The organism is Proteus faecis, from assembly GCF_030286765.1.
Taxonomy (GTDB): domain Bacteria; phylum Pseudomonadota; class Gammaproteobacteria; order Enterobacterales; family Enterobacteriaceae; genus Proteus; species Proteus faecis.
The window spans coordinates 408715-426861 of the sequence record NZ_JASVWV010000001.1 but is presented as its reverse complement, the minus strand read 5'-3'; the positions used below and the strand labels follow the sequence as shown (position 1 = coordinate 426861).

Sequence of the window (18147 nt, the reverse complement as noted above, 5' to 3'; positions counted from 1 at the left end):
TATGACAACTATTTTTAAAACCCCCTTTGCAACACAAGGGGATAAGGCTTCTATACCCGTAGAAATCCAACCAGACGGTTCTGTGTCTTATACACAAGGCTATGGTTACGACTATGAACGTGACCAAGTCACCGATCCTGCTGCGAAAGATATTGAACGTGAAAAAATGAACGGGATATTTCACGATATCACGGAAGCGATTGGCGAAATACAATCTTTTGGTTTTCCAAAATGGGATGAAGTTGGTAAGCCGTATGCGATACGCACTATTGTGTACCATAAAAATAAAGTCTGGCAGTCTAAAGTTGAGAATAACAATATTGAGCCGGTTGCCGGTAATGCATGGGCAGAGTTGAAAGCCGATGCCACTGCGAGTGATGTAGGCGCTTATTCTAAAACAGAATCAGATCAACGCTTTCAACCACTAGGTAACTATCAAGCCTCTGGTTATAGCTACTCAAAGGCAGAAGCTGACACCAAATATCAGCTAAAGGGTAATTATGCGCCAGCAGGGAACTACGCTAATAAAGGGGATAGTTACACAAAAGCAGAGACGGATGGCCGATATCAAGCGAAAGGAAGTTACCAACCGTCAGGCGATTACGCGACAAATTCAGCGTTAAATAGTGGGCTTAATAATAAGTTTGATAAGAGTAATGTAGCTCAAGGTACGGGAACATCAAAGGTTCATGTGATGAGCCAGAAAGCTTCTACTGATGCTTTTCAACCTAAGGGGAATTATCAACCTAAAGGTAATTATGCGTTAGCGGGTGCTTCATATACGAAGACCGAGTCGGATGGCCGATATCAAGCTAAAGGCAGTTATGCGCCAGCGGGAAGTAGCTACACAAAAGCGGAAAGTGATGGACGATATCAATCAAAAGGTAGTTACCAACCTGCGGGTAATTATGCATTAGTAGGTGCTTCGTATACAAAGGCAGAGTCTGACGGTAAATACCAACTAAAAGGCAGTTATCAAGCTTCTGGTTACAGTTATTCAAAATCAGAATCTGATAATAAATATCAGCCAAAAGGAAATTATGTCACTGCTGGGAGTAGTTATACTAAAGCAGAAAGTGATGTTCGATATGAAAAGAAAGGTACAGGAAAAAGTTGGCGAAAAGTTGGGGGGGGGATTGATGGAAATAAAACAGTATCAGTTACAGAAGACGTGAGGGGAAAGACAGTTTATTTAAAAAATAACAATAGCACTGATGGATGGTGTATCGCCACATTTCCTCCTGCCGATAATATTATGATCAACGTGTCGCATGGAGGATCTGGATTTATAAAAATGCAGACAACAGGTGGAGGTAGGAAAATTAGTGCAAGTGGTGCTAATTACTCTAATTTTTCCGAGATTTGGTTGGCTGATTAATTTCTATGTCGCCTATATTTAGATAGGCGACTATTATTTATATAATGAAATTATTTTTAATATGAGACTCTATTATTGTGTTCTTTTCTTTTGGGGTAAATACGACTCTATCAGAAGGTATGTCTTTATCAATAAAGCTCATTGCCCCAATCATAACATTGTCACCAATATGTAACTCATTACCAATGATACATGAGTTAGCACCAATTGTTACATTATTACCTATATAGATATATCCATCATTACCTACTGATTTAATACCAATTGTTGTATTTTGACGGATATTAAAATTTTCACCAATGATAGCTCTACCTGTAATTACAACGCCAACATAATGTCCAATAGTTAGTCCTTTTTCTATTTTTGCACTGGGTGATATATCACACCCATATTTAAATCTAATTTTTCTATGTATGAAATTAGCTAAATTATGTTTATTGTTATAATAAAAATAATTTGATAATCTCCACCAAAAATTAAACCGTCTTTCTGGATATAGCCAGACTCGGCGAATTACTCGAAACCAAGAAAAAGGTTTATTTGTTGAACCAATAACTTCTTTAATTAAATAATGTTTTAAGTGTTCTAATGTTCCATAGTCATCCATAGTGTGGATTTAACCCTAAAAATGATTTTGTATTAATCAATAAATAAAGAGTAATCATAATAGCATATATATTTATTATTATTGTTTTTTATGGTTGATATACACTTTCAACTTCTCAAACAAATCCCTCGCCACATCCTCTGTCATATACGTTCTCATCGGTTCCCGTCTTACATTTTTCATTTCAAACGTATTTTCATCAAACTTTGGATCAGAAAAGATAATATCCATAAACAGATAGCCATACGGGTTATCTGCAGATAAACGAGCCTCTTCTAACTGAGCAATATATTCCGCATTATTGATTTCAAGTTTAATCATGGTATTACCTACTTTACTGTGTTTTTATACAGTAATTTATATAAGGTAATGAATAGAATAGCAAGAAGAAAAGGGCAGTTTTATGAGCTAAAGAAAGGGTGATTTTGAGAGATGATTTGTCGTCGTTTTACCAGAGTTTTACCAGAGTTTTACCAGTAGCAAATTTCAGACATAAAAAAACCAACCGTAAGTGGTTGGTTTTTCTAAGGAATTTTGGTCGGCATGATAGGATTTGAACCTACGACCCCTGACACCCCATGACAGTGCGCTACCAGGCTGCGCTACATGCCGTTTGTGTCATGTATATTACTGTTTTTGACTGCTAAAGCAACCCTTTGCTAATTAAGTGATGTAATTTTATACGTTATTCAGTAGTGCTAGCGTTCTATAAAACGTTTCTGCTCAGCTAGAACTTGCAGTAGTAATTTTAAATCAGGTTTTGCAGCGCTGATCTCTTGCCCTGATTTATCAAATAAAGCATACCGACCATGTTTATCTATTAACAAGGTATTGTCTTGTAAAAAGACGACAAATGCCTCGTCATCACCTGTAAAAATCCATGGATGATTACGAGTACTTGCAAATAAATCTTCTCCTTGTGAATAGTTATCTGCTGGACTAATGACATGCAAAACATGTTGCATCAAGGTCGTCATAACATCTTGATGGCTTGTCATTCGATCAATAACCTGTGGTGTCATATTTGGCCAATGTATTATCAATGGCACTTGTGATTGGCCTAAATTAAAGGTGGTCTTATCTAACAGCCACTGATTAATTTGTTTTTTGTTGTTATCTTGATGATAGCTAGAAGTGACAACAACTACAGTATTATCTAGCGCTTTGGTTTCTTGTAATGTCTTAAATATTGTTTCTAGTTGATTATTTAATGTGGCTCGTTGATACGTATTATTGGTGTGACCATTAATTTGTAAGAAAGAGAACCAAGGGGTAGTTTGGCTGTTCTTGACCAACCAATTACTCCAACTATCAATTGTGGCATTGTTATCACCACTGCGTGATGTTGGGAGAGAGAAATCTGATAGCACAGCTTGTTTAAACAATGGTGTTTGGAAACCATTAGTTGAAAACATTGCTAATTGATAGTTTCGATAACTTAACGCATCGAAAAGTGCAGAGTTTTTTCTGCTACTTAACACACTGTCTAAATAAGAAGGTGAAATACCATAAAATAGGCCAAATAATGCAGTGTCATTATTTATACCTGATGAGTAATGTTTTGAAAAATAAAGGTTATTTTGTGCAAATTGTTGCAAGCTCGGTAACTCAGGCACTTCTTCGTTACCTAAACCATCAATGACAACTATTAACAAGTTATAAGAATAGGTATCTTTGGCATAGATTAATGGAGCTAGAGGATAGGTGATGCTTTGCGCTGCTGGATTACCTTCACTGATAACACGTTGCTCATATTCTGATTGATTAATAAAACCATGACGTTCAAGAAATTTTCGCGCCGTCATTGGATACGATAATGGTAAATTGGCACGTTGCATGGTGATAGGGCGATAGAAGTTAGCATCAGCCCAAATTGACATAGAGTGAGACAATATAAAGCAAGTAATAAAGACACCCGCTAATGGTTTACCCCAACGTTGGCGATTTAAGCTACGTAACTTTTGCCAACTCCATGTTGCAAAAAGCATTTCAATAAGAAAGATGATGGGAATGCCAATAAAGATAAGTTGCCATTCACGCGCCATTTCACCTTCATCTGGATTAATCACGAGATCCCAAACAAGTTGGGTCAAATGGAGTTGAAATTGCTGGTAAACGGCGATATCAAAAATAAGGATAGTTAATCCTGCACTGGCAAGGGCACAGGAAATAACTCTAAGTAGCCGTTGGGAAACAGCGACAAAAGTGAGTGGAAAAAGGATGAGTATGTAGATAGCAAAGACAATAAAACTAAAATGTCCCATCCAACTCACAATAGCGTAAAAACGACCAGCAAAAGTTGCGGGCCAGTCAGAAATAAACAGGTAACGGCTCCCAAGCAGTAAGCTTAGAATAATATTAAATAGCGCAAACCAGTGACCCCAACTGATCATTTGGGATACTTTTTCACGATAGGACTGAGGTTTCGTTACCATGTCTATAAATAATTTTTCTATGTTTATTAGTGAATATTGCCTTCATCAATCGAAGCACGCAATGCGTGAACAAAAGAATCAGCAATCAGCATTCGTTGAGCAGGGGCAATACTTGTATTAATTAAGTTTGTCACCATGTTCCCCAACACCATCAAAGAAAGATCTGTAGGAGTATGATGTTTTTCAAGAACGCTGACAAGTTCTGCAAGTAATTGCTCAACTTGTTCATCACTATAACGGGATTTTTGTGGCATAAAATCTGAATTCCTACTATATGAATAAAACGCTATATATTACCGTATTACTAGGCCTTTTTCCGCTATTAAATTAATTAATTTTCCCTTGATACTGAAAGTAGGGAGTGTTTGAATACGCGCACGAGAAAGAGCCGCAATAGAAGAGGACGACCATGAGTCTAGATATTAACCAATTAGTTTTGCATCAACTTATTAAGCGAGATGAGCAGACATTAGAAGTTGTGCTACGTGATTCACTCTTAGAAATTGAACCCGTTGTTCAGGAGATGATTGAAGAGTTGCATCGTGTCTACAGTGCAAAAAGTAAAGCTTATGGTCTGTTTAATGAAGAAAGCGAATTAGCAGAAGCGTTGCGCTTACAACGTAAAGGCGAAGAGAACTTTTTAGGTTTTTCACGAGCGGCAACCGTGAGACTAAAAGATGAATTAGCAAAATACCCTTTTGCAGAAGGTGGCACTGTTCTATTTTGTCACTATCGTTATTTAGCGGTGGATTACCTTTTAATTGCCGTACTTAGTAGTTGTAACAGTATGTGGGTAAATGACAGCCTTGATGTGTCATCAACACGCTATTTAGATATTCCTCATGCAGACATTATCGCTCGTATCGATTTAACTGAGTGGGAAACGGCACCCGACTCTTTACGTTATTTAACGTTTTTAAAAGGTCGTGTTGGACGCAAAGTATCTGACTTCTTTATGGATTTTTTAGGTGCTCAAGAAGGCTTAAACGCTAAAGTTCAAAATAAAGGATTATTACAAGCGGTTGACGATTTTTGTGAAGCTTCAGAAATGGGCAAGCAAGAGCGTCAAACTTGTCGTGAGCAAGTATATAGCTACTGTAACGAGCAATTGCAATCGGGCGAAGAAATTGCCTTAACAGAGCTTGCTGAAGAATTACCGTCTTTGGGCGATCAAAACTTTGCTCAATTTACTGAAGAAAAAGGCTATGAGTTAGCTGAAACATTTCCAGCAGATCGCAGTACGTTACGTCAATTGATGAAGTATTCAGGAAGTGGTGGTGGATTAACCGTGAATTTTGATGCGAAATTATTAGGGGAGAGAATATTCTGGGATCCAGCAACAGATACACTCACCATTAAAGGTACACCACCTAATTTACGTGATCAGTTACAACGTAGAGCATCAGAAAAATAATTAAGTAGTAGAAACAAATAACGCCACATTAAGTGGCGTTACATGCTCGGCGTCCCGAAAAATAAAGCTCGAAGGGTGGCTTATTAAGCGCGCAGGAAGTCGATATGAGTAATTTTTGGCTTATACTCGTGACGTTGCACTGCTTTAACTTTAACTTTAGTTTCTTTGCCATCGATAACCAGGTTTACGAAATCTGAATAGAATTCTGATTTGTGTTCTTGGTTGATAACTTCGTTGTGATCTAAATCGATAGCGATTGGCTCTTCATTTCCGCCATAAACGATAGCAGGAAAACGGTTAGCCACACGCAGGCGGCGGCTCGCACCCTTACCCTGCTCTTTACGTACAGTTGCTTTGATAGTTAACATCTTTTTTCTCTTATAAAAAAGAAAGAAAATACATACTTGTTACAGGCGACCCAGCAACAAGCTCGAGATTTGGTTTATCTAAAAATAGATAAAGCGGGGCGCATTTTAACGAAAAAGTCCCCTAACAGCAAATATAAATCCAGATTAATACAAGGTATCTGCTTTTCTGTAGCGACCTGTATAGTCAAAAATCTTATTTCTTATCTTCCAAAAGCTCTCTTTTTTACCTTTATGAGCCACAATAAAATCAGGATGACGCAATAAATCAAATTGCTTAATAATGTCGTTGGCATTATGCCAAATGAAAGGAACGCCTGGTGCTCGTTGATGTTCACGTAAGAATTTTAATTCAAATACTTTTCTTTGGGCTGGTGTGGTTAGTCGAAAACGTTCAGAGACAGAAGTGCCTTCTTCATCGTAATAATTTATTTCTAACCATTCACCTTTAGCATCATTTCCTGATTTAAATTGCATCCCACCACAACGCAGGACTAAAGCCCCTTTGAGTTTTAATGCTGCTTTGAGCATATCATCAGGATCAACTAAGATCTCATCACAATGAACACAGCGGCGTGCTGCAATATCATTTTCTTCATTACAGTGAGGGCATAATTTAAATCGGAAACGAAATTCACATTGCTGCTTTTGCCCTTGCTCATTGAGCTCCCAACCTTGGCAACGTCGACCATAGTGTTCAATGATATCTCCATCAGCATCTATGATGCCCCAGAAGGTATTAGCAAATTGGCAAAGAGGGCAAAAAACTTGCACAGGCTTACTATTTGGATTGGGTTTTTTAGTACCGACTTCGGGTAGATAGAGATCATGAGGATTACCTGCATAATCTAAAATCAGGCATTCTGTTTTACCTGCAAATAATCTTAATCCTCGTCCTACAATTTGCTGGTATAAACTCACAGACTCAGTGGGGCGTAAGATTGCGATTAAATCAACATGTGGTGCATCAAAGCCAGTTGTGAGTACGGCCACATTAACCATATAACGTAATTGCTGCTGTTTAAAACGGGAAATAAGATTATCACGTTCATAAGATGGTGTATCCGCACTGACTAATGCCGCTTCATCTTGTGGTAAAAGAGAAAGGATTTCTTTTGCATGTTCAACCGTCGCTGCAAATATCATTACACCTCGGCAACTTTTTGCATATTCAATAATTTGAGTAACAATATGAGGCGTAATACGTTTTTGTCTCTTTATTTCACGGTTTAGATCTTCTTCATTAAATATTCCATTTTGACTTGTTCTTACTTGACTAAAGTCATATTGCAATATAGGCATATCTAGGCGAGTTGGTGGAACTAAAAAATGATTGCTTATCATATAACGCAAAGGTAATTCATAGATACAATCACGGAAAAAGCACTCTTCATTGCCTCTGATCATACCGTGATAATGATATTGATAAATCCACCCTGTAGGTAAACGATAAGGTGTTGCAGTTAATCCTAAGATCCGTAATTGTGGATTAATGGATTGCAATTGTTTAATGACTTGCTGATATTGGCTATCTTCAGACAAACTAATACGGTGGCATTCATCAATAATAAGAAGGGAAAAAGTATCACTAAATTGTGATAAATTACGGGCAACAGATTGTACACTACCAAAAACAACTTTTCCGCTACTCTCTTTTTGTTGTAAGCCCGCAGCAAAAATATCTGCAGATAGACCATAAGCCTCATATTTGCTATGGTTCTGTTCTACTAATTCTTTTACGTGTGCTAGCACCAATACACGTCCGCGCGCTCTTTTAGCGAGTTCTGCAATGACTAAACTTTTTCCTGCACCAGTAGGTAAGACAATTACCGCAGGTGTATTGTATTGGCGAAAATAAGCGATTGTCGCATTAACAGCGTCGAGTTGATAAGGTCTGAGAGTAAAAGCCATAGCGCTATATAAGAAATCAAACGGGGCGTCAGCGTAACATTTTTTTATGGGTAGCGCGAATAAAGGGAAAGGGTATATAGCGTGATAGTTTATTTACAAATTAATTAGTTGTTTTATTGTTTATATTCATTTTTAATAGATACCTCATATCAGATGGTATTCTTCCATTTTTCAGAGAAATTCATGCGATTAGATAAATTTTTATCCCAGCAATTGGGTATTAGCCGTAGTTTGGTTCTTCGTGAATTAAGAGCAGGGCTTGTAACAATTGATGGCGAAATGGTGAAAAGCGGTTCAACTAAGATTGCACCAGAGCAAGAAGTAGCTTACGACGGTAATGTTTTAACTCAAATTTTAGGGCCTCGTTACTTTATGTTGAATAAGCCGATTGGCTATGTATGTTCAACAGATGATCCTGTTAATCCAACAATTCTCTATTTTATTGATGAACCGTTGGCACATAAATTACATGCTGCTGGGCGTTTAGATATTGATACAACAGGGCTTGTTTTATTAACGGATAATGGTCAATGGTCACATCGTATTACGGCGCCAAAACATCATTGTGAGAAAACCTATCTGGTGACGTTAGAAGAACCGATTGGAGAGGGTGTCGCTGAACAATTTCAAAAAGGTGTTCAACTCAACGGTGAAAAAGATTTAACAAAACCAGCCTCGTTAGAAATTATTACACCAACAGAAGTTAAGCTCACAATAAGTGAAGGCAAATACCACCAAGTAAAACGTATGTTTGCAGCCGTGGGGAATCATGTAAGTGCATTACATCGTGAGCGCATTGGAGATATCACATTAGATGAGACTTTAGCTGAGGGTGAATATCGTCCGTTAACAGAAGAAGAGATCAACAGTATTCATCTACCTCAATAATTATTATTTATCCTGTCGTTTTTGGGAGTTTATCTTCGTGCAACAGCAACGTTCGTCGTACCTTAGTCTCATTTTAATACTGGGACTGATTTCTATGCTTATGCCATTGGCTATAGATATGTATTTGCCAAGTTTACCCACTATTGCACAAGATTTTGGTGTGCCTAGTGGCAAAGTGCAAATGACATTAAGTATCTATATTTTTGGCTTTGCTATTGGGCAATTAGTCTATGGTCCTATGGCTGATAGCTTGGGGCGTAAGCCTGTCATTTTGGGCGGCGTAATTGTTTTTGCTTTTGCCTCTAGTGCATGTGCATTATCTGAATCAATAGATATGTTAATTGGCATGCGCTTTTTACATGGCTTTGCAGCTGCTGCGGCAAGTGTTGTGATTAATGCATTGATGAGAGATATGTTCTCTAGGGATGACTTCTCTCGAAGTATGTCTTTTGTTGCGCTTGTTATGACCATCGCGCCGTTATTAGCACCACTATTAGGCGCTTGGGTGATGAATTGGTTTTCATGGCATGCTATTTTCTGGAGTATCGCAATAGCTGCTGTGATCGCATCTGTATTAATTGCTTTTTATATTCCAGAAACATTACCCAAAGAGCGTCGCCAACGCTTTAGCCTAAGAGTGACATTTAGCCAATTTATTAGCTTGTTTAGAACACGCCGTGTCCTTTGTTATATATTGGCTTCAGGTTTCTCTTTTGCTGGCATGTTTTCGTTCCTTAGTGCAGGTCCTTTTGTCTATATTGAATTACATGGTATTCCATTTGATCAATTTGGATTATATTTTGGTTTTAATATCATCTTCTTAATTTTGATGACAAGCATTAATGGACGATATGTTCGTCGATTTGGTGCATTGAATATGTTACGCCTAGGATTAACGATTCAATGTTTTATGGGGCTTTTTTTATTGCTGGTGGTTGCTCTTAATTTACATTTTTATTTCCTTGTTGTGGGCGTAGCAATGTATGTGGGAGGTATTGCGATGATCACATCGAATGCGATGGCTGTGATCCTTGATGATTATCCCCATATGGCCGGGACAGTTTCTTCTCTTGCAGGAACTGTACGTTTTGGTGTGGGCGCTTTAGTTGGAACGGCTATTGCTATGCTACCAGCTAAATCAGAATGGCCAATGGTAAGTTCTATGGCATTCTGTGTACTGTTTGCTATGGGCTTTATTTTGCTTGCTCGTCGTTATAAATAAGAACATCACGCTATAAATAACAGAAATTTATAGCGTGCTTCTCTTTTTTTTCTTCTATTTCTTCTAAAAACACCTCATTTCCCTCTACTGTATTTCATGAATCGTTTCAAATTAGTGCAGTTTTTTGATTTGAATCAATATTCGATGTTGTTTTTTTGTTAAATTAAGTAAAATTTATTTTAATAATCATCTGTTGTTGTTTTGTTGATATGAAGCATCGTGATAAAAATTGATGGATTGTTTTACTTGAATACGTAATATTTTATACAATTATTTTATATAGTTGATAAAATGTTAAATAAATGAAAGAATAATTGAAGAGATTGAGTATTGCAGACATGAATATCTGCAAACACACTAAGCTAAATGAATGGTTTGATATGTCTCTTTGCTTCTTTGTAAAATAACTGTAATATTCATGTTATATAATTAACAAAGTTCTAATATGCGTGTGAGCAAGTCAGTTCAAACTCGTATTGATGATGTATTAAATTAACGTGTTGATGAAACAGGATTGATTTGTGGATAATGTACAACTTTCGGTAGTTCATAAGCTGCCGCTGAGTTATCGGTGGCTAGCAGGTTTTGCAGGTACAAGAGTAGAAATACTGCCTGAAAATGATGCTGGAAAGCAAAATACGCTAATTGGCTTAAAATTATTAAGTCATGATGGTATGACACTGGATGAAGCAATACAGAATTTGCGTCAGTATCTGAGTAATCTCCATATTGATAGTGTTGTGATTGAGTGGGATGGTGCTCCTTGCCTTTTCCTTCATAGCGACGATGAATGTGCTGCATTATGTTGCTTAAAAAACGCAGGAGTCGCTATTGCTGAGCCATTCCCAACAGCATATTCTTATTTATAACATCTATTAATGTTATAAAACTAATGTAGTTAATTTGCGGTTTATGCATAATCAATAATATAAAAAAGCCTCATTTCCTATGAAATGAGGCTTTTTTATTGTAATAAGATATAAGGGAATTAATTATCTTAATGCATTTTGCGAAAGGGTGTTTTCAGCAAGCGCCGTATCATTTTTATCAATAACACGTCTTGCTGCATAAAAACGTTTATTCCAGTATGTATTAGACATTTCTGACACTGTTACACCGTTACTGGTGGATGCATGTACAAATTTATCATTACCAATATAAATTCCAACATGGCGCATAGTACGGCCTGTTTTGAATAGAACGAGATCGCCAGCTTGTAATTTTGATTTATTAACCTGAGTACCAGAGAACTGTTGGTCTGAGGTTGAGCGAGGGAGTTCTACACCAAATTGGTCAAGAAAAGTTCTTTGTACAAAGGCAGAACAATCGATGCCTCTTTTAGTATCTCCGCCTAAACGGTAAGCGACGCCTTTCCAGTCTGCATATTGGTCAAGTATCTTGGATTTTATATCGAGATTCTTCACCAATGATTCAAATTCATCTTGTGATGCTTGGGAAATAGATGTGCTTGATGATGTATTTAGTGGGGCAGTGCTTGAATTCGCTAAGCGTGAATTTGCGTTCTGTGAGCTACATGCCGATAGTGTAGCTACAACAATGAACGCCGGTATGAGCTTAAGCATTCTCATATACGGTTTTGTTCTCATTGTGACAGATTTCCCTTACATCCTTACGTGCAGAAGTGCACATGAATATTCACCAAATAACCAGAGAATATAGTGTAATTTAACTCTGGCAACCTTATTTCGCGAAAAACGTGCTCTAAAGCACGTAAATATCCACATTAAACAATAAATAATGAGGAAACTAGAAAAGTGTACAGAAAGAGGGACTAAATGGCGAGAGGAAAGAGGCTTAATTTACAAAACATTAGATAATAAAGTGCTAATACTTAAAATAGATATCATTTTGTCATAATAATATCATTTAATTGTCAAAAAAATGACCAAGAGAATAAGTGCAATATTACATTTATTCTCTTTTAATAAATGAGATGTGTTTTCTCTTTTCTCTTTTATTTTTTAAAAGGAAGATATTTTTCTAATTGTCTGACAATAATATCTGATAATGGTGTAATTAATAACCAACTTGTTGTGATTAAAGTTAAAGAAATAGAACCGACTAATATATCTGATGCCCAGTGCGCGCCAGCCATAACTCTTGGTAATGAAAATATGACAGTAATAAGTAACGCACATACGAAAGAACGAAACGAGAGGTAACGTAAGATAAAGCTACAGAAGATAAGTAGCATTAAACCATGATCGCCAGGAAAGCTATCACCTGAGGCATCTTTTGTAGGAATGTTTGTCACCACGCTCACTCTATTCACATCTTGAAAATGAAGTGTTGGACTTGGCCTTTCAATTGGAAGATTTTGTCCGATTTGATTAATGAGTACAGCACTTATTACCATCAGTAATCCCACAATTATAAGATGGCGTTTACCCATATGATCTTTTTTACGGAACGTATTGTAATAAAGTGCACCCATCACCAGCAAAATAACCAAATCAAACTTTCTATTATTGGTATAAGCCACAAAAGAAGCAAAAAAAGTATCAGGTAAAATGTACTGATTAAAAAAATAAAAAATATGGGTATCAATTGATAGCCAAATTCCATGTTGTGCTGGAAGATACCAAGAGAAAAAAATAATTAAGCCTGCAAGATTAAGTAGAAAGATAGCCAGTGCTTTTTGGTGAAAATGAGAAAGTTTCATAGTAATAAAATAATAAATTCGCGTATATTTAGTGATCTAGATCACAATTAGTCTAACTTTGATTATAGGACTATAACCAAAATAAAAAAATAGATCTTTGCAATTAGCTGTTCATGCAATTGTTACACTTTGGTTTCATTTCTGTTAGGTTTTTTCATGCCCACTTAACTTAAATTTAGAATATTTTTTTTTGATACTCGCAATTTGAGTATTATATAATGTTTTTCTATTCTTAAATTAAAGATAAAAGTTAAATAAATAAAGTAACGAGCCGATATTAGTTATGACTTTAATAACATATTGGTTTGTTGAATTCACACACCCCAATAATCATAGGAGATTAATTTTGAATAAAATTTATATAGCAGCTACGTGTCTGACTTTATTATTAAGTACATCTACTTTTGCTAAGGAGAATAAAGTCATTGGTTCTGGAACGATAACTTTTGTTGGTGCAATTGTTGAGGGCAATTGTCTAATTGATACAGATAAAAACACTTTTAAAACAAGCTGTTGGAATGGAAGTGAAATGCAAGAATCTCAATATCAGTTAGAAAGGAATAAGAGTTTTAACTCTAAATTGATTAACAACAAAGGTTCTATGGATATTAAATGGATTAATGATAACTTAGCCGTAATGAACATTGTTTATAATTAATCTTCCATAGTTCTAATAATAACAATAATTTTATTAATTAAATAAAATTTTAATACTTTTATAGAACTGTTATTAAAGTTAACAATATTTGACTTAAGTTTAATCAACGTTGATTTCTTATTTATAAATATCGAACACTTATATTTGATAGACATCAAATATTCTTTCTATGTCTATATAAATGTCATATTTTATTGCTATGATAAAAATATGTCGAGTAGGTGTGATCCTCATACCTGCTAGCGCAAACAAGAAGTGAGGTCGTTATGAGAAAATATCTGACCGTAGTATGCAGTCTTCTCGTTTCCAGTTCGATATCATTAGCTTGGGCATCTGATCCCATGCAAACAACAGGGCAGATTTATCTACGGGGTGTCATTGTGGATCCTGCATGTGAGATGAATTTCACATTTGATAAAGCTGAATACCAATGTTACAAACACAACAAAGTGTTTACATCTACTCAATCTATTGTTCCTGCGTCTTTTGAAAAATCCCAACAAACTATTATTTTGCCTCAAGATATGGGCAAAGCTGAGATCCGTTGGATGGATAATACCCAAAAGAATGGTGTTATTGACGTTCAATATTTTTAAGGCGTCTGTGAGTAGACAGAGGTAGCAAGTAAAAGATAAACAAGTCAAATAATCGTTTGTCACATTGACGTTATTTCGATTATCTGACCTATTTAAAGCAATATTAGCTGTTATACGCTAATAAGTAGGCTTTTTGACTGTTGATTAGTCAGCTCGGCCCATATAGCGACGTTCAGCAATATGAATACGAACTTTATCGCCAGTAGAAAGGTATTCTGGAACCTGAATAACTAATCCTGTTGGCAAGGTTGCAGGTTTAGTACGAGCACTTGCAGAAGCACCTTTAATACCTGGAACAGTTTCAACAATTTCCATATCAACAGTTTGTGGCAGTTCTAATGCTAAAACTTGACCATCCATTGTTAATACTTGCATTCCCGCCAAGCCTTCCTCAGGAATAAATAGTAATTCATCTTCGATTTGATCTTTTTTGAAGGTATACGGTGTGTAATCTTCATTGTCCATAAAGATATATTCATCACCATCAATGTAAGAAAAGCTAACAGGGCGATGTGTTAAACTGATGGTATCAATCATATCATCGCCTTTAAAACGCTCTTCTACCTTCTGGCCTGTACGGATATCAGTAAAACGCATTTTGTACAGTGTACTTGCACCTCGAGCACTTGGTGCTTGGATATCGATATCTTTTACCAGTAATAACTTGTTGTTATAACTAACAGCCATACCACGTTTAATTTCATTGGCTTTTGCCATATAAAACCTTCCATTAAATAACATTGACGATAATGGCGACAAAATTACTCGCAGTGCAGAAACTTGGCAAGTTATTCGCACATTTTTTTGTAAGATTTGATAAAAAAAGCCAGCTCAAATATGGGCCGGCTTTTAGAAAAGAAACTAACGATAGATGGGTAGAAGATTAAAGTTCGCTAAAATATGTGCCCCAGCATTGATAACACCAAATAAAATGACAAAACCAATCATAAACATACCACCAGGCGCTTTAAAGCTTTGACTTTGATTACGCTCACGACTCGCTTTTGCCATTAATGCTGGAATAATTGCAGCCCAAATGGTTGCTGCTAGTCCTGCAAAACCAATGGCATATAAGAAACCATCAGGAAAAATAATTGCCAAAATAGTTGGTGGTATAAAGGTGACTAAAGCAGACTTAAATCGACCACTTCCTGTATTTGAAAACTTAAAGAAGTCTGCTAAGTAATCGAATAATCCTAATGACACGCCTAAGAATGAACTTGCTAATGCCATATAAGAGAACAAGTCTAATAACATTGATACCGTGGCATTGGCGGTTGTTGAGCGCATTTGTGCTAATAAGTTACCAATATTTCCACCATCAGCAATCACTTGCTTGAAACCTTCGCGAGGAATATTACCCTGTACAACAAACTGCCATAAAATATAAATTGCCAGCGAAATTAATGTACCTATAAGCAAGCTTTTCATAACAGCTTTGCCATCTTTACGATAATACGTCACTAAGCCCGGAATATTGCCGTGATAACCAAATGAGGTTAGCAAATAAGGTAATGCGGCTAAAGCATAGGGCAAGTAGCTTGCATTGCTTTCATTGGTGTTAAATAGCACAGGCATTTTTACTTCTGTAAATAGGCCACCAATGGCTAATATAAAGGCAATTACCATGCCGCCAATTAAAATGGTGCTTAATCTATCTACTGCACGTGTTGATAACCAAACAAAGAACGCAACAATTAATGCAAAGACTAAACCTGCTATGGCTTGGGGGAGGCTGATCACTTCTGCAAAGTTTTGCACGATAATGGAACTACCAGCAGAAATATAAGCGTAAGTTAAAATATAAAGAACAAACGCAATAGATAGCCCATTAATAGTACTCCAGCCTTTTCCTAATAAGTCTTTAGTAATGGTATGAAAGCTTGAGCCTAAAGGGTAATGAAGGTTTACTTCTAAAATCATTAACCCAGACATAAATAAACAAAACCAAGTGTAGATTAGAAGAAAAATAGAGCCGGTAAACCAGACACCGGAAGTCACAATAGGAATGGAAAACATACCAGCGCCCACTGCGGTGCCAGCAATGATCATTGCACCACCAAGTATGGATGGGCGCTTTGTTATTGATGTGACTTCTGACATAGGATGTCCTTATAAAATTGACTCAATGTACTAGCTTGATGGTGTAAAGAATACACGTTTGCTATAAAAGTGTAAATAGAGGTTATCGTGCTTTATAAAAGAAAAAACTGAGTAAAAATAATACAGTAGGAAAAGGTGGTTATATAAATCAATAGATTAGTGTGAGGATAATTAGAAACGATAAAGAAATATCGCTATAAATAAGTGAAAATTTGAGTAGAAATAAATCATTCGAACATTATTCTGAACAAAAAAGATCCAGAATAATGAAAGTAATAGAGCGCTTTTACTTAGCCTTGATAAAACTGCTTATTTTTCCATAATGCAATGGAATTGCGACTGGCTTCGAAGTGTGGCTCAGGTAAATTATCTGGAGAACACCAGCGAAGTTCAGAACATTTATCTGGCTCCATCAATTTAGGCTCGTCACCTTGGTGTTGTGCGATCATACAAATAGAGACCGTGTGTTTACCTTCTAACTGGTAAGTTTCTAGATTATTGCTAATACCAATCACTTGTGGATCAGCGATCGCAATACCAATTTCTTCTTCTATCTCTCGAATAGCGCATTGCTCAAAAGTTTCACCTTCATCAACATGTCCACCAAAAATTGACCAATAAGGGGCATGTTTTCCACAACGTTTTCCTAATAATACTTCACCATTTTCATTAGTGATAATTACGCCAACACCGACTACGACTGACATTTGAGACTCCTTTTTTCTTTTTTATATAGTTAATGTATAAAAATAAGTCGTTTTTTATCGGTGATATTCTCCATTTAGGATGGATAGAGTGCAAGGAAAACGAGCTCAATTTCACTGAATGAAAGGTTAATTGATGTTATATATATCATTCAAAATATTCATCATAAAAAATGATTGGGGAGTGAGGGCATGAGGCGCCGTGTCGCTACGATCACCTTAAATCCTGCTTATGATCTTGTTGGTGCTTGTCCAACTATTGATGTAGGTAGTGTTAATTTAGTCCGAACTGCTGGACTTAATCCTGCTGGTAAAGGTAATAATGTCGCGAAAGTTTTACGTGATTTAGGTATTGATATTACTGTTAGTGGGTTTATGGGACGTGAAAATCAAGAAGAGTTTCAGCACTTCTTTAGTGAAAATGGTATGGCTAACCGTTTTTATTTAGTATCAGGACGAACACGCATTAATGTGAAGTTAACCGAGGAAAAAGGGCAAGTCACCGACTTTAATTTTTCAGGATTTATAGTATCACCACAAGATTGGCAACGTTTTGCAACAGATTCGCTTAGTTGGCTTGTTCATTTCGATATGGTGGTCGTTAGTGGGAGTTTACCTAATGGTGTTGATCCTGACGCCTTTACCCAATGGATGATTAAGTTAAGAAGATTATGTCCATGTATTATTTTTGACAGCAGTCGTGATGCTTTAGTCGCAGGGTTAAAAGCAGCACCTTGGTTGATAAAACCTAATCATCGTGAATTGGAAGTGTGGGTTGGACATTCATTAACTGAAATGGCAGATATTATTAATGTTGCTCATCAACTGAGAGATAAAGGTATTGCACATGTCGTTATTTCATTAGGTGAACGAGGGGCTTTATGGGTAAATGCATCTGGTGCATGGCTTGCAAAACCACCACATTGTAATGTGATCAGTACCGTTGGTGCGGGAGATTCAATGGTGGCAGGATTAGTATATGGTTTATTAATGAGCCAAACGAGTGAGCATACATTGCGCCTTGCAACCGCTATTTCTGCGTTATCAGTCAGTCAGCCTGATGTAGGAATAAAAGACAGAAGCCAACTTGCTGAAATGATGACTAAGATTGAGTTAACGCCTATAAAATAAACTAATTTGCGGTTTATTGTTATAAAACGAAAATCGTATAAACCGCAAATCT

Annotated in this window: 19 protein-coding genes and 1 tRNA gene; 8 read left to right on the top strand and 12 right to left on the bottom strand. The window is 36.5% G+C overall.

Features of this window, described 5'->3' with window-relative positions:
• Nucleotide 1: 1 nt before the first annotated feature.
• The gene (locus QSH13_RS01950) at nucleotides 2–1378 is read left to right on the top strand and encodes a hypothetical protein (protein WP_286038733.1); all 1377 of its coding nucleotides are present in this window, start codon (nucleotides 2–4) and stop codon (nucleotides 1376–1378) included.
• A 37-nt stretch (nucleotides 1379–1415) separates the two neighbouring features.
• Here QSH13_RS01950 and QSH13_RS01945 read toward each other — a convergent pair whose 3' ends face one another.
• The 5 genes from QSH13_RS01945 to QSH13_RS01925 all read right to left on the bottom strand — a co-directional run bounded on the left by QSH13_RS01945 (nucleotide 1416) and on the right by QSH13_RS01925 (nucleotide 4674).
• Nucleotides 1416–1985: a serine O-acetyltransferase gene (locus QSH13_RS01945; protein ID WP_109406419.1), complete on the bottom strand. Its 570-nt coding sequence runs from the start codon at nucleotides 1983–1985 to the stop codon at nucleotides 1416–1418.
• A gap of 78 nt (nucleotides 1986–2063) precedes the next feature.
• Nucleotides 2064–2306 carry a hypothetical protein gene (locus QSH13_RS01940; RefSeq protein ID WP_109406418.1) on the bottom strand — a complete coding sequence of 81 codons (243 nt, stop codon included), beginning with the start codon at nucleotides 2304–2306 and terminating at the stop codon, nucleotides 2064–2066.
• Between the two features lie 214 nt (nucleotides 2307–2520).
• A tRNA-Pro gene (locus tag QSH13_RS01935) sits at nucleotides 2521–2597 on the bottom strand.
• Between the two features lie 86 nt (nucleotides 2598–2683).
• Nucleotides 2684–4420, bottom strand: coding sequence for an LPS biosynthesis-modulating metalloenzyme YejM (gene yejM, locus QSH13_RS01930; protein WP_286038732.1), 1737 nt, complete (start codon nucleotides 4418–4420; stop codon nucleotides 2684–2686).
• 26 nt (nucleotides 4421–4446) lie between these two features.
• Nucleotides 4447–4674 (bottom strand): YejL family protein, encoded by a 228-nt coding sequence (locus tag QSH13_RS01925; protein WP_004247042.1) that lies wholly within the window; start codon nucleotides 4672–4674, stop codon nucleotides 4447–4449.
• A 155-nt stretch (nucleotides 4675–4829) separates the two neighbouring features.
• On the opposite strand from QSH13_RS01925, the gene yejK reads away from it, so the two are divergent.
• Nucleotides 4830–5834: a nucleoid-associated protein YejK gene (gene yejK / locus QSH13_RS01920; protein ID WP_099074944.1), complete on the top strand. Its 1005-nt coding sequence runs from the start codon at nucleotides 4830–4832 to the stop codon at nucleotides 5832–5834.
• Nucleotides 5835–5917: 83 nt separating this feature from the next.
• Here the strand turns inward: yejK and rplY are convergent, their stop codons facing one another.
• Nucleotides 5918–6202 carry a 50S ribosomal protein L25 gene (rplY, locus tag QSH13_RS01915; RefSeq protein ID WP_023581385.1) on the bottom strand — a complete coding sequence of 95 codons (285 nt, stop codon included), beginning with the start codon at nucleotides 6200–6202 and terminating at the stop codon, nucleotides 5918–5920.
• Nucleotides 6203–6346: 144 nt separating this feature from the next.
• The gene (gene radD, locus QSH13_RS01910) at nucleotides 6347–8110 is read right to left on the bottom strand and encodes a DNA repair helicase RadD (RefSeq protein ID WP_196544769.1); all 1764 of its coding nucleotides are present in this window, start codon (nucleotides 8108–8110) and stop codon (nucleotides 6347–6349) included.
• Between the two features lie 183 nt (nucleotides 8111–8293).
• Here radD and rsuA point away from each other — a divergent pair, with 183 nt between their 5' ends.
• The 3 genes from rsuA to QSH13_RS01895 all read left to right on the top strand — a co-directional run bounded on the left by rsuA (nucleotide 8294) and on the right by QSH13_RS01895 (nucleotide 11089).
• The gene (rsuA, locus tag QSH13_RS01905; protein ID WP_109397936.1) at nucleotides 8294–8998 is read left to right on the top strand and encodes a 16S rRNA pseudouridine(516) synthase RsuA; all 705 of its coding nucleotides are present in this window, start codon (nucleotides 8294–8296) and stop codon (nucleotides 8996–8998) included.
• A gap of 37 nt (nucleotides 8999–9035) precedes the next feature.
• The gene (locus QSH13_RS01900; RefSeq protein WP_109397935.1) at nucleotides 9036–10220 is read left to right on the top strand and encodes a Bcr/CflA family multidrug efflux MFS transporter; all 1185 of its coding nucleotides are present in this window, start codon (nucleotides 9036–9038) and stop codon (nucleotides 10218–10220) included.
• Nucleotides 10221–10741: 521 nt separating this feature from the next.
• The gene (locus QSH13_RS01895; RefSeq protein WP_072062745.1) at nucleotides 10742–11089 is read left to right on the top strand and encodes a YejG family protein; all 348 of its coding nucleotides are present in this window, start codon (nucleotides 10742–10744) and stop codon (nucleotides 11087–11089) included.
• A gap of 123 nt (nucleotides 11090–11212) precedes the next feature.
• Here QSH13_RS01895 and mepS read toward each other — a convergent pair whose 3' ends face one another.
• Together mepS and QSH13_RS01885 are read right to left on the bottom strand one after the other, a co-directional pair.
• Complete coding sequence (gene mepS / locus QSH13_RS01890; RefSeq protein WP_109397934.1) at nucleotides 11213–11827, bottom strand: bifunctional murein DD-endopeptidase/murein LD-carboxypeptidase; 615 nt, start codon at nucleotides 11825–11827, stop codon at nucleotides 11213–11215.
• Nucleotides 11828–12195: 368 nt separating this feature from the next.
• Nucleotides 12196–12903, bottom strand: a complete 708-nt coding sequence (locus QSH13_RS01885; protein WP_109397933.1) for a phosphatase PAP2 family protein — start codon at nucleotides 12901–12903, stop codon at nucleotides 12196–12198.
• 346 nt (nucleotides 12904–13249) lie between these two features.
• On the opposite strand from QSH13_RS01885, the gene QSH13_RS01880 reads away from it, so the two are divergent.
• On the top strand, nucleotides 13250–13561 hold the full coding sequence (locus QSH13_RS01880; RefSeq protein WP_109397932.1) for a YmdA family protein: 312 nt from the start codon (nucleotides 13250–13252) through the stop codon (nucleotides 13559–13561).
• A gap of 266 nt (nucleotides 13562–13827) precedes the next feature.
• On the top strand, nucleotides 13828–14157 hold the full coding sequence (locus QSH13_RS01875) for a YmdA family protein (protein ID WP_109397931.1): 330 nt from the start codon (nucleotides 13828–13830) through the stop codon (nucleotides 14155–14157).
• A gap of 144 nt (nucleotides 14158–14301) precedes the next feature.
• Here the strand turns inward: QSH13_RS01875 and yeiP are convergent, their stop codons facing one another.
• From yeiP to QSH13_RS01860, 3 genes are all read right to left on the bottom strand, one after another.
• Nucleotides 14302–14874, bottom strand: coding sequence for an elongation factor P-like protein YeiP (gene yeiP, locus QSH13_RS01870; protein ID WP_286038731.1), 573 nt, complete (start codon nucleotides 14872–14874; stop codon nucleotides 14302–14304).
• 144 nt (nucleotides 14875–15018) lie between these two features.
• Entirely contained in the window at nucleotides 15019–16260 is a 1242-nt protein-coding gene (gene mtr / locus QSH13_RS01865) for a tryptophan permease (protein ID WP_109397930.1), read from the bottom strand.
• Between the two features lie 290 nt (nucleotides 16261–16550).
• Nucleotides 16551–16967: an NUDIX domain-containing protein gene (locus QSH13_RS01860; protein ID WP_286038730.1), complete on the bottom strand. Its 417-nt coding sequence runs from the start codon at nucleotides 16965–16967 to the stop codon at nucleotides 16551–16553.
• A 189-nt stretch (nucleotides 16968–17156) separates the two neighbouring features.
• Here QSH13_RS01860 and fruK point away from each other — a divergent pair, with 189 nt between their 5' ends.
• Nucleotides 17157–18095, top strand: coding sequence for a 1-phosphofructokinase (gene fruK / locus QSH13_RS01855; RefSeq protein WP_109397928.1), 939 nt, complete (start codon nucleotides 17157–17159; stop codon nucleotides 18093–18095).
• Nucleotides 18096–18147: the final 52 nt, after the last annotated feature.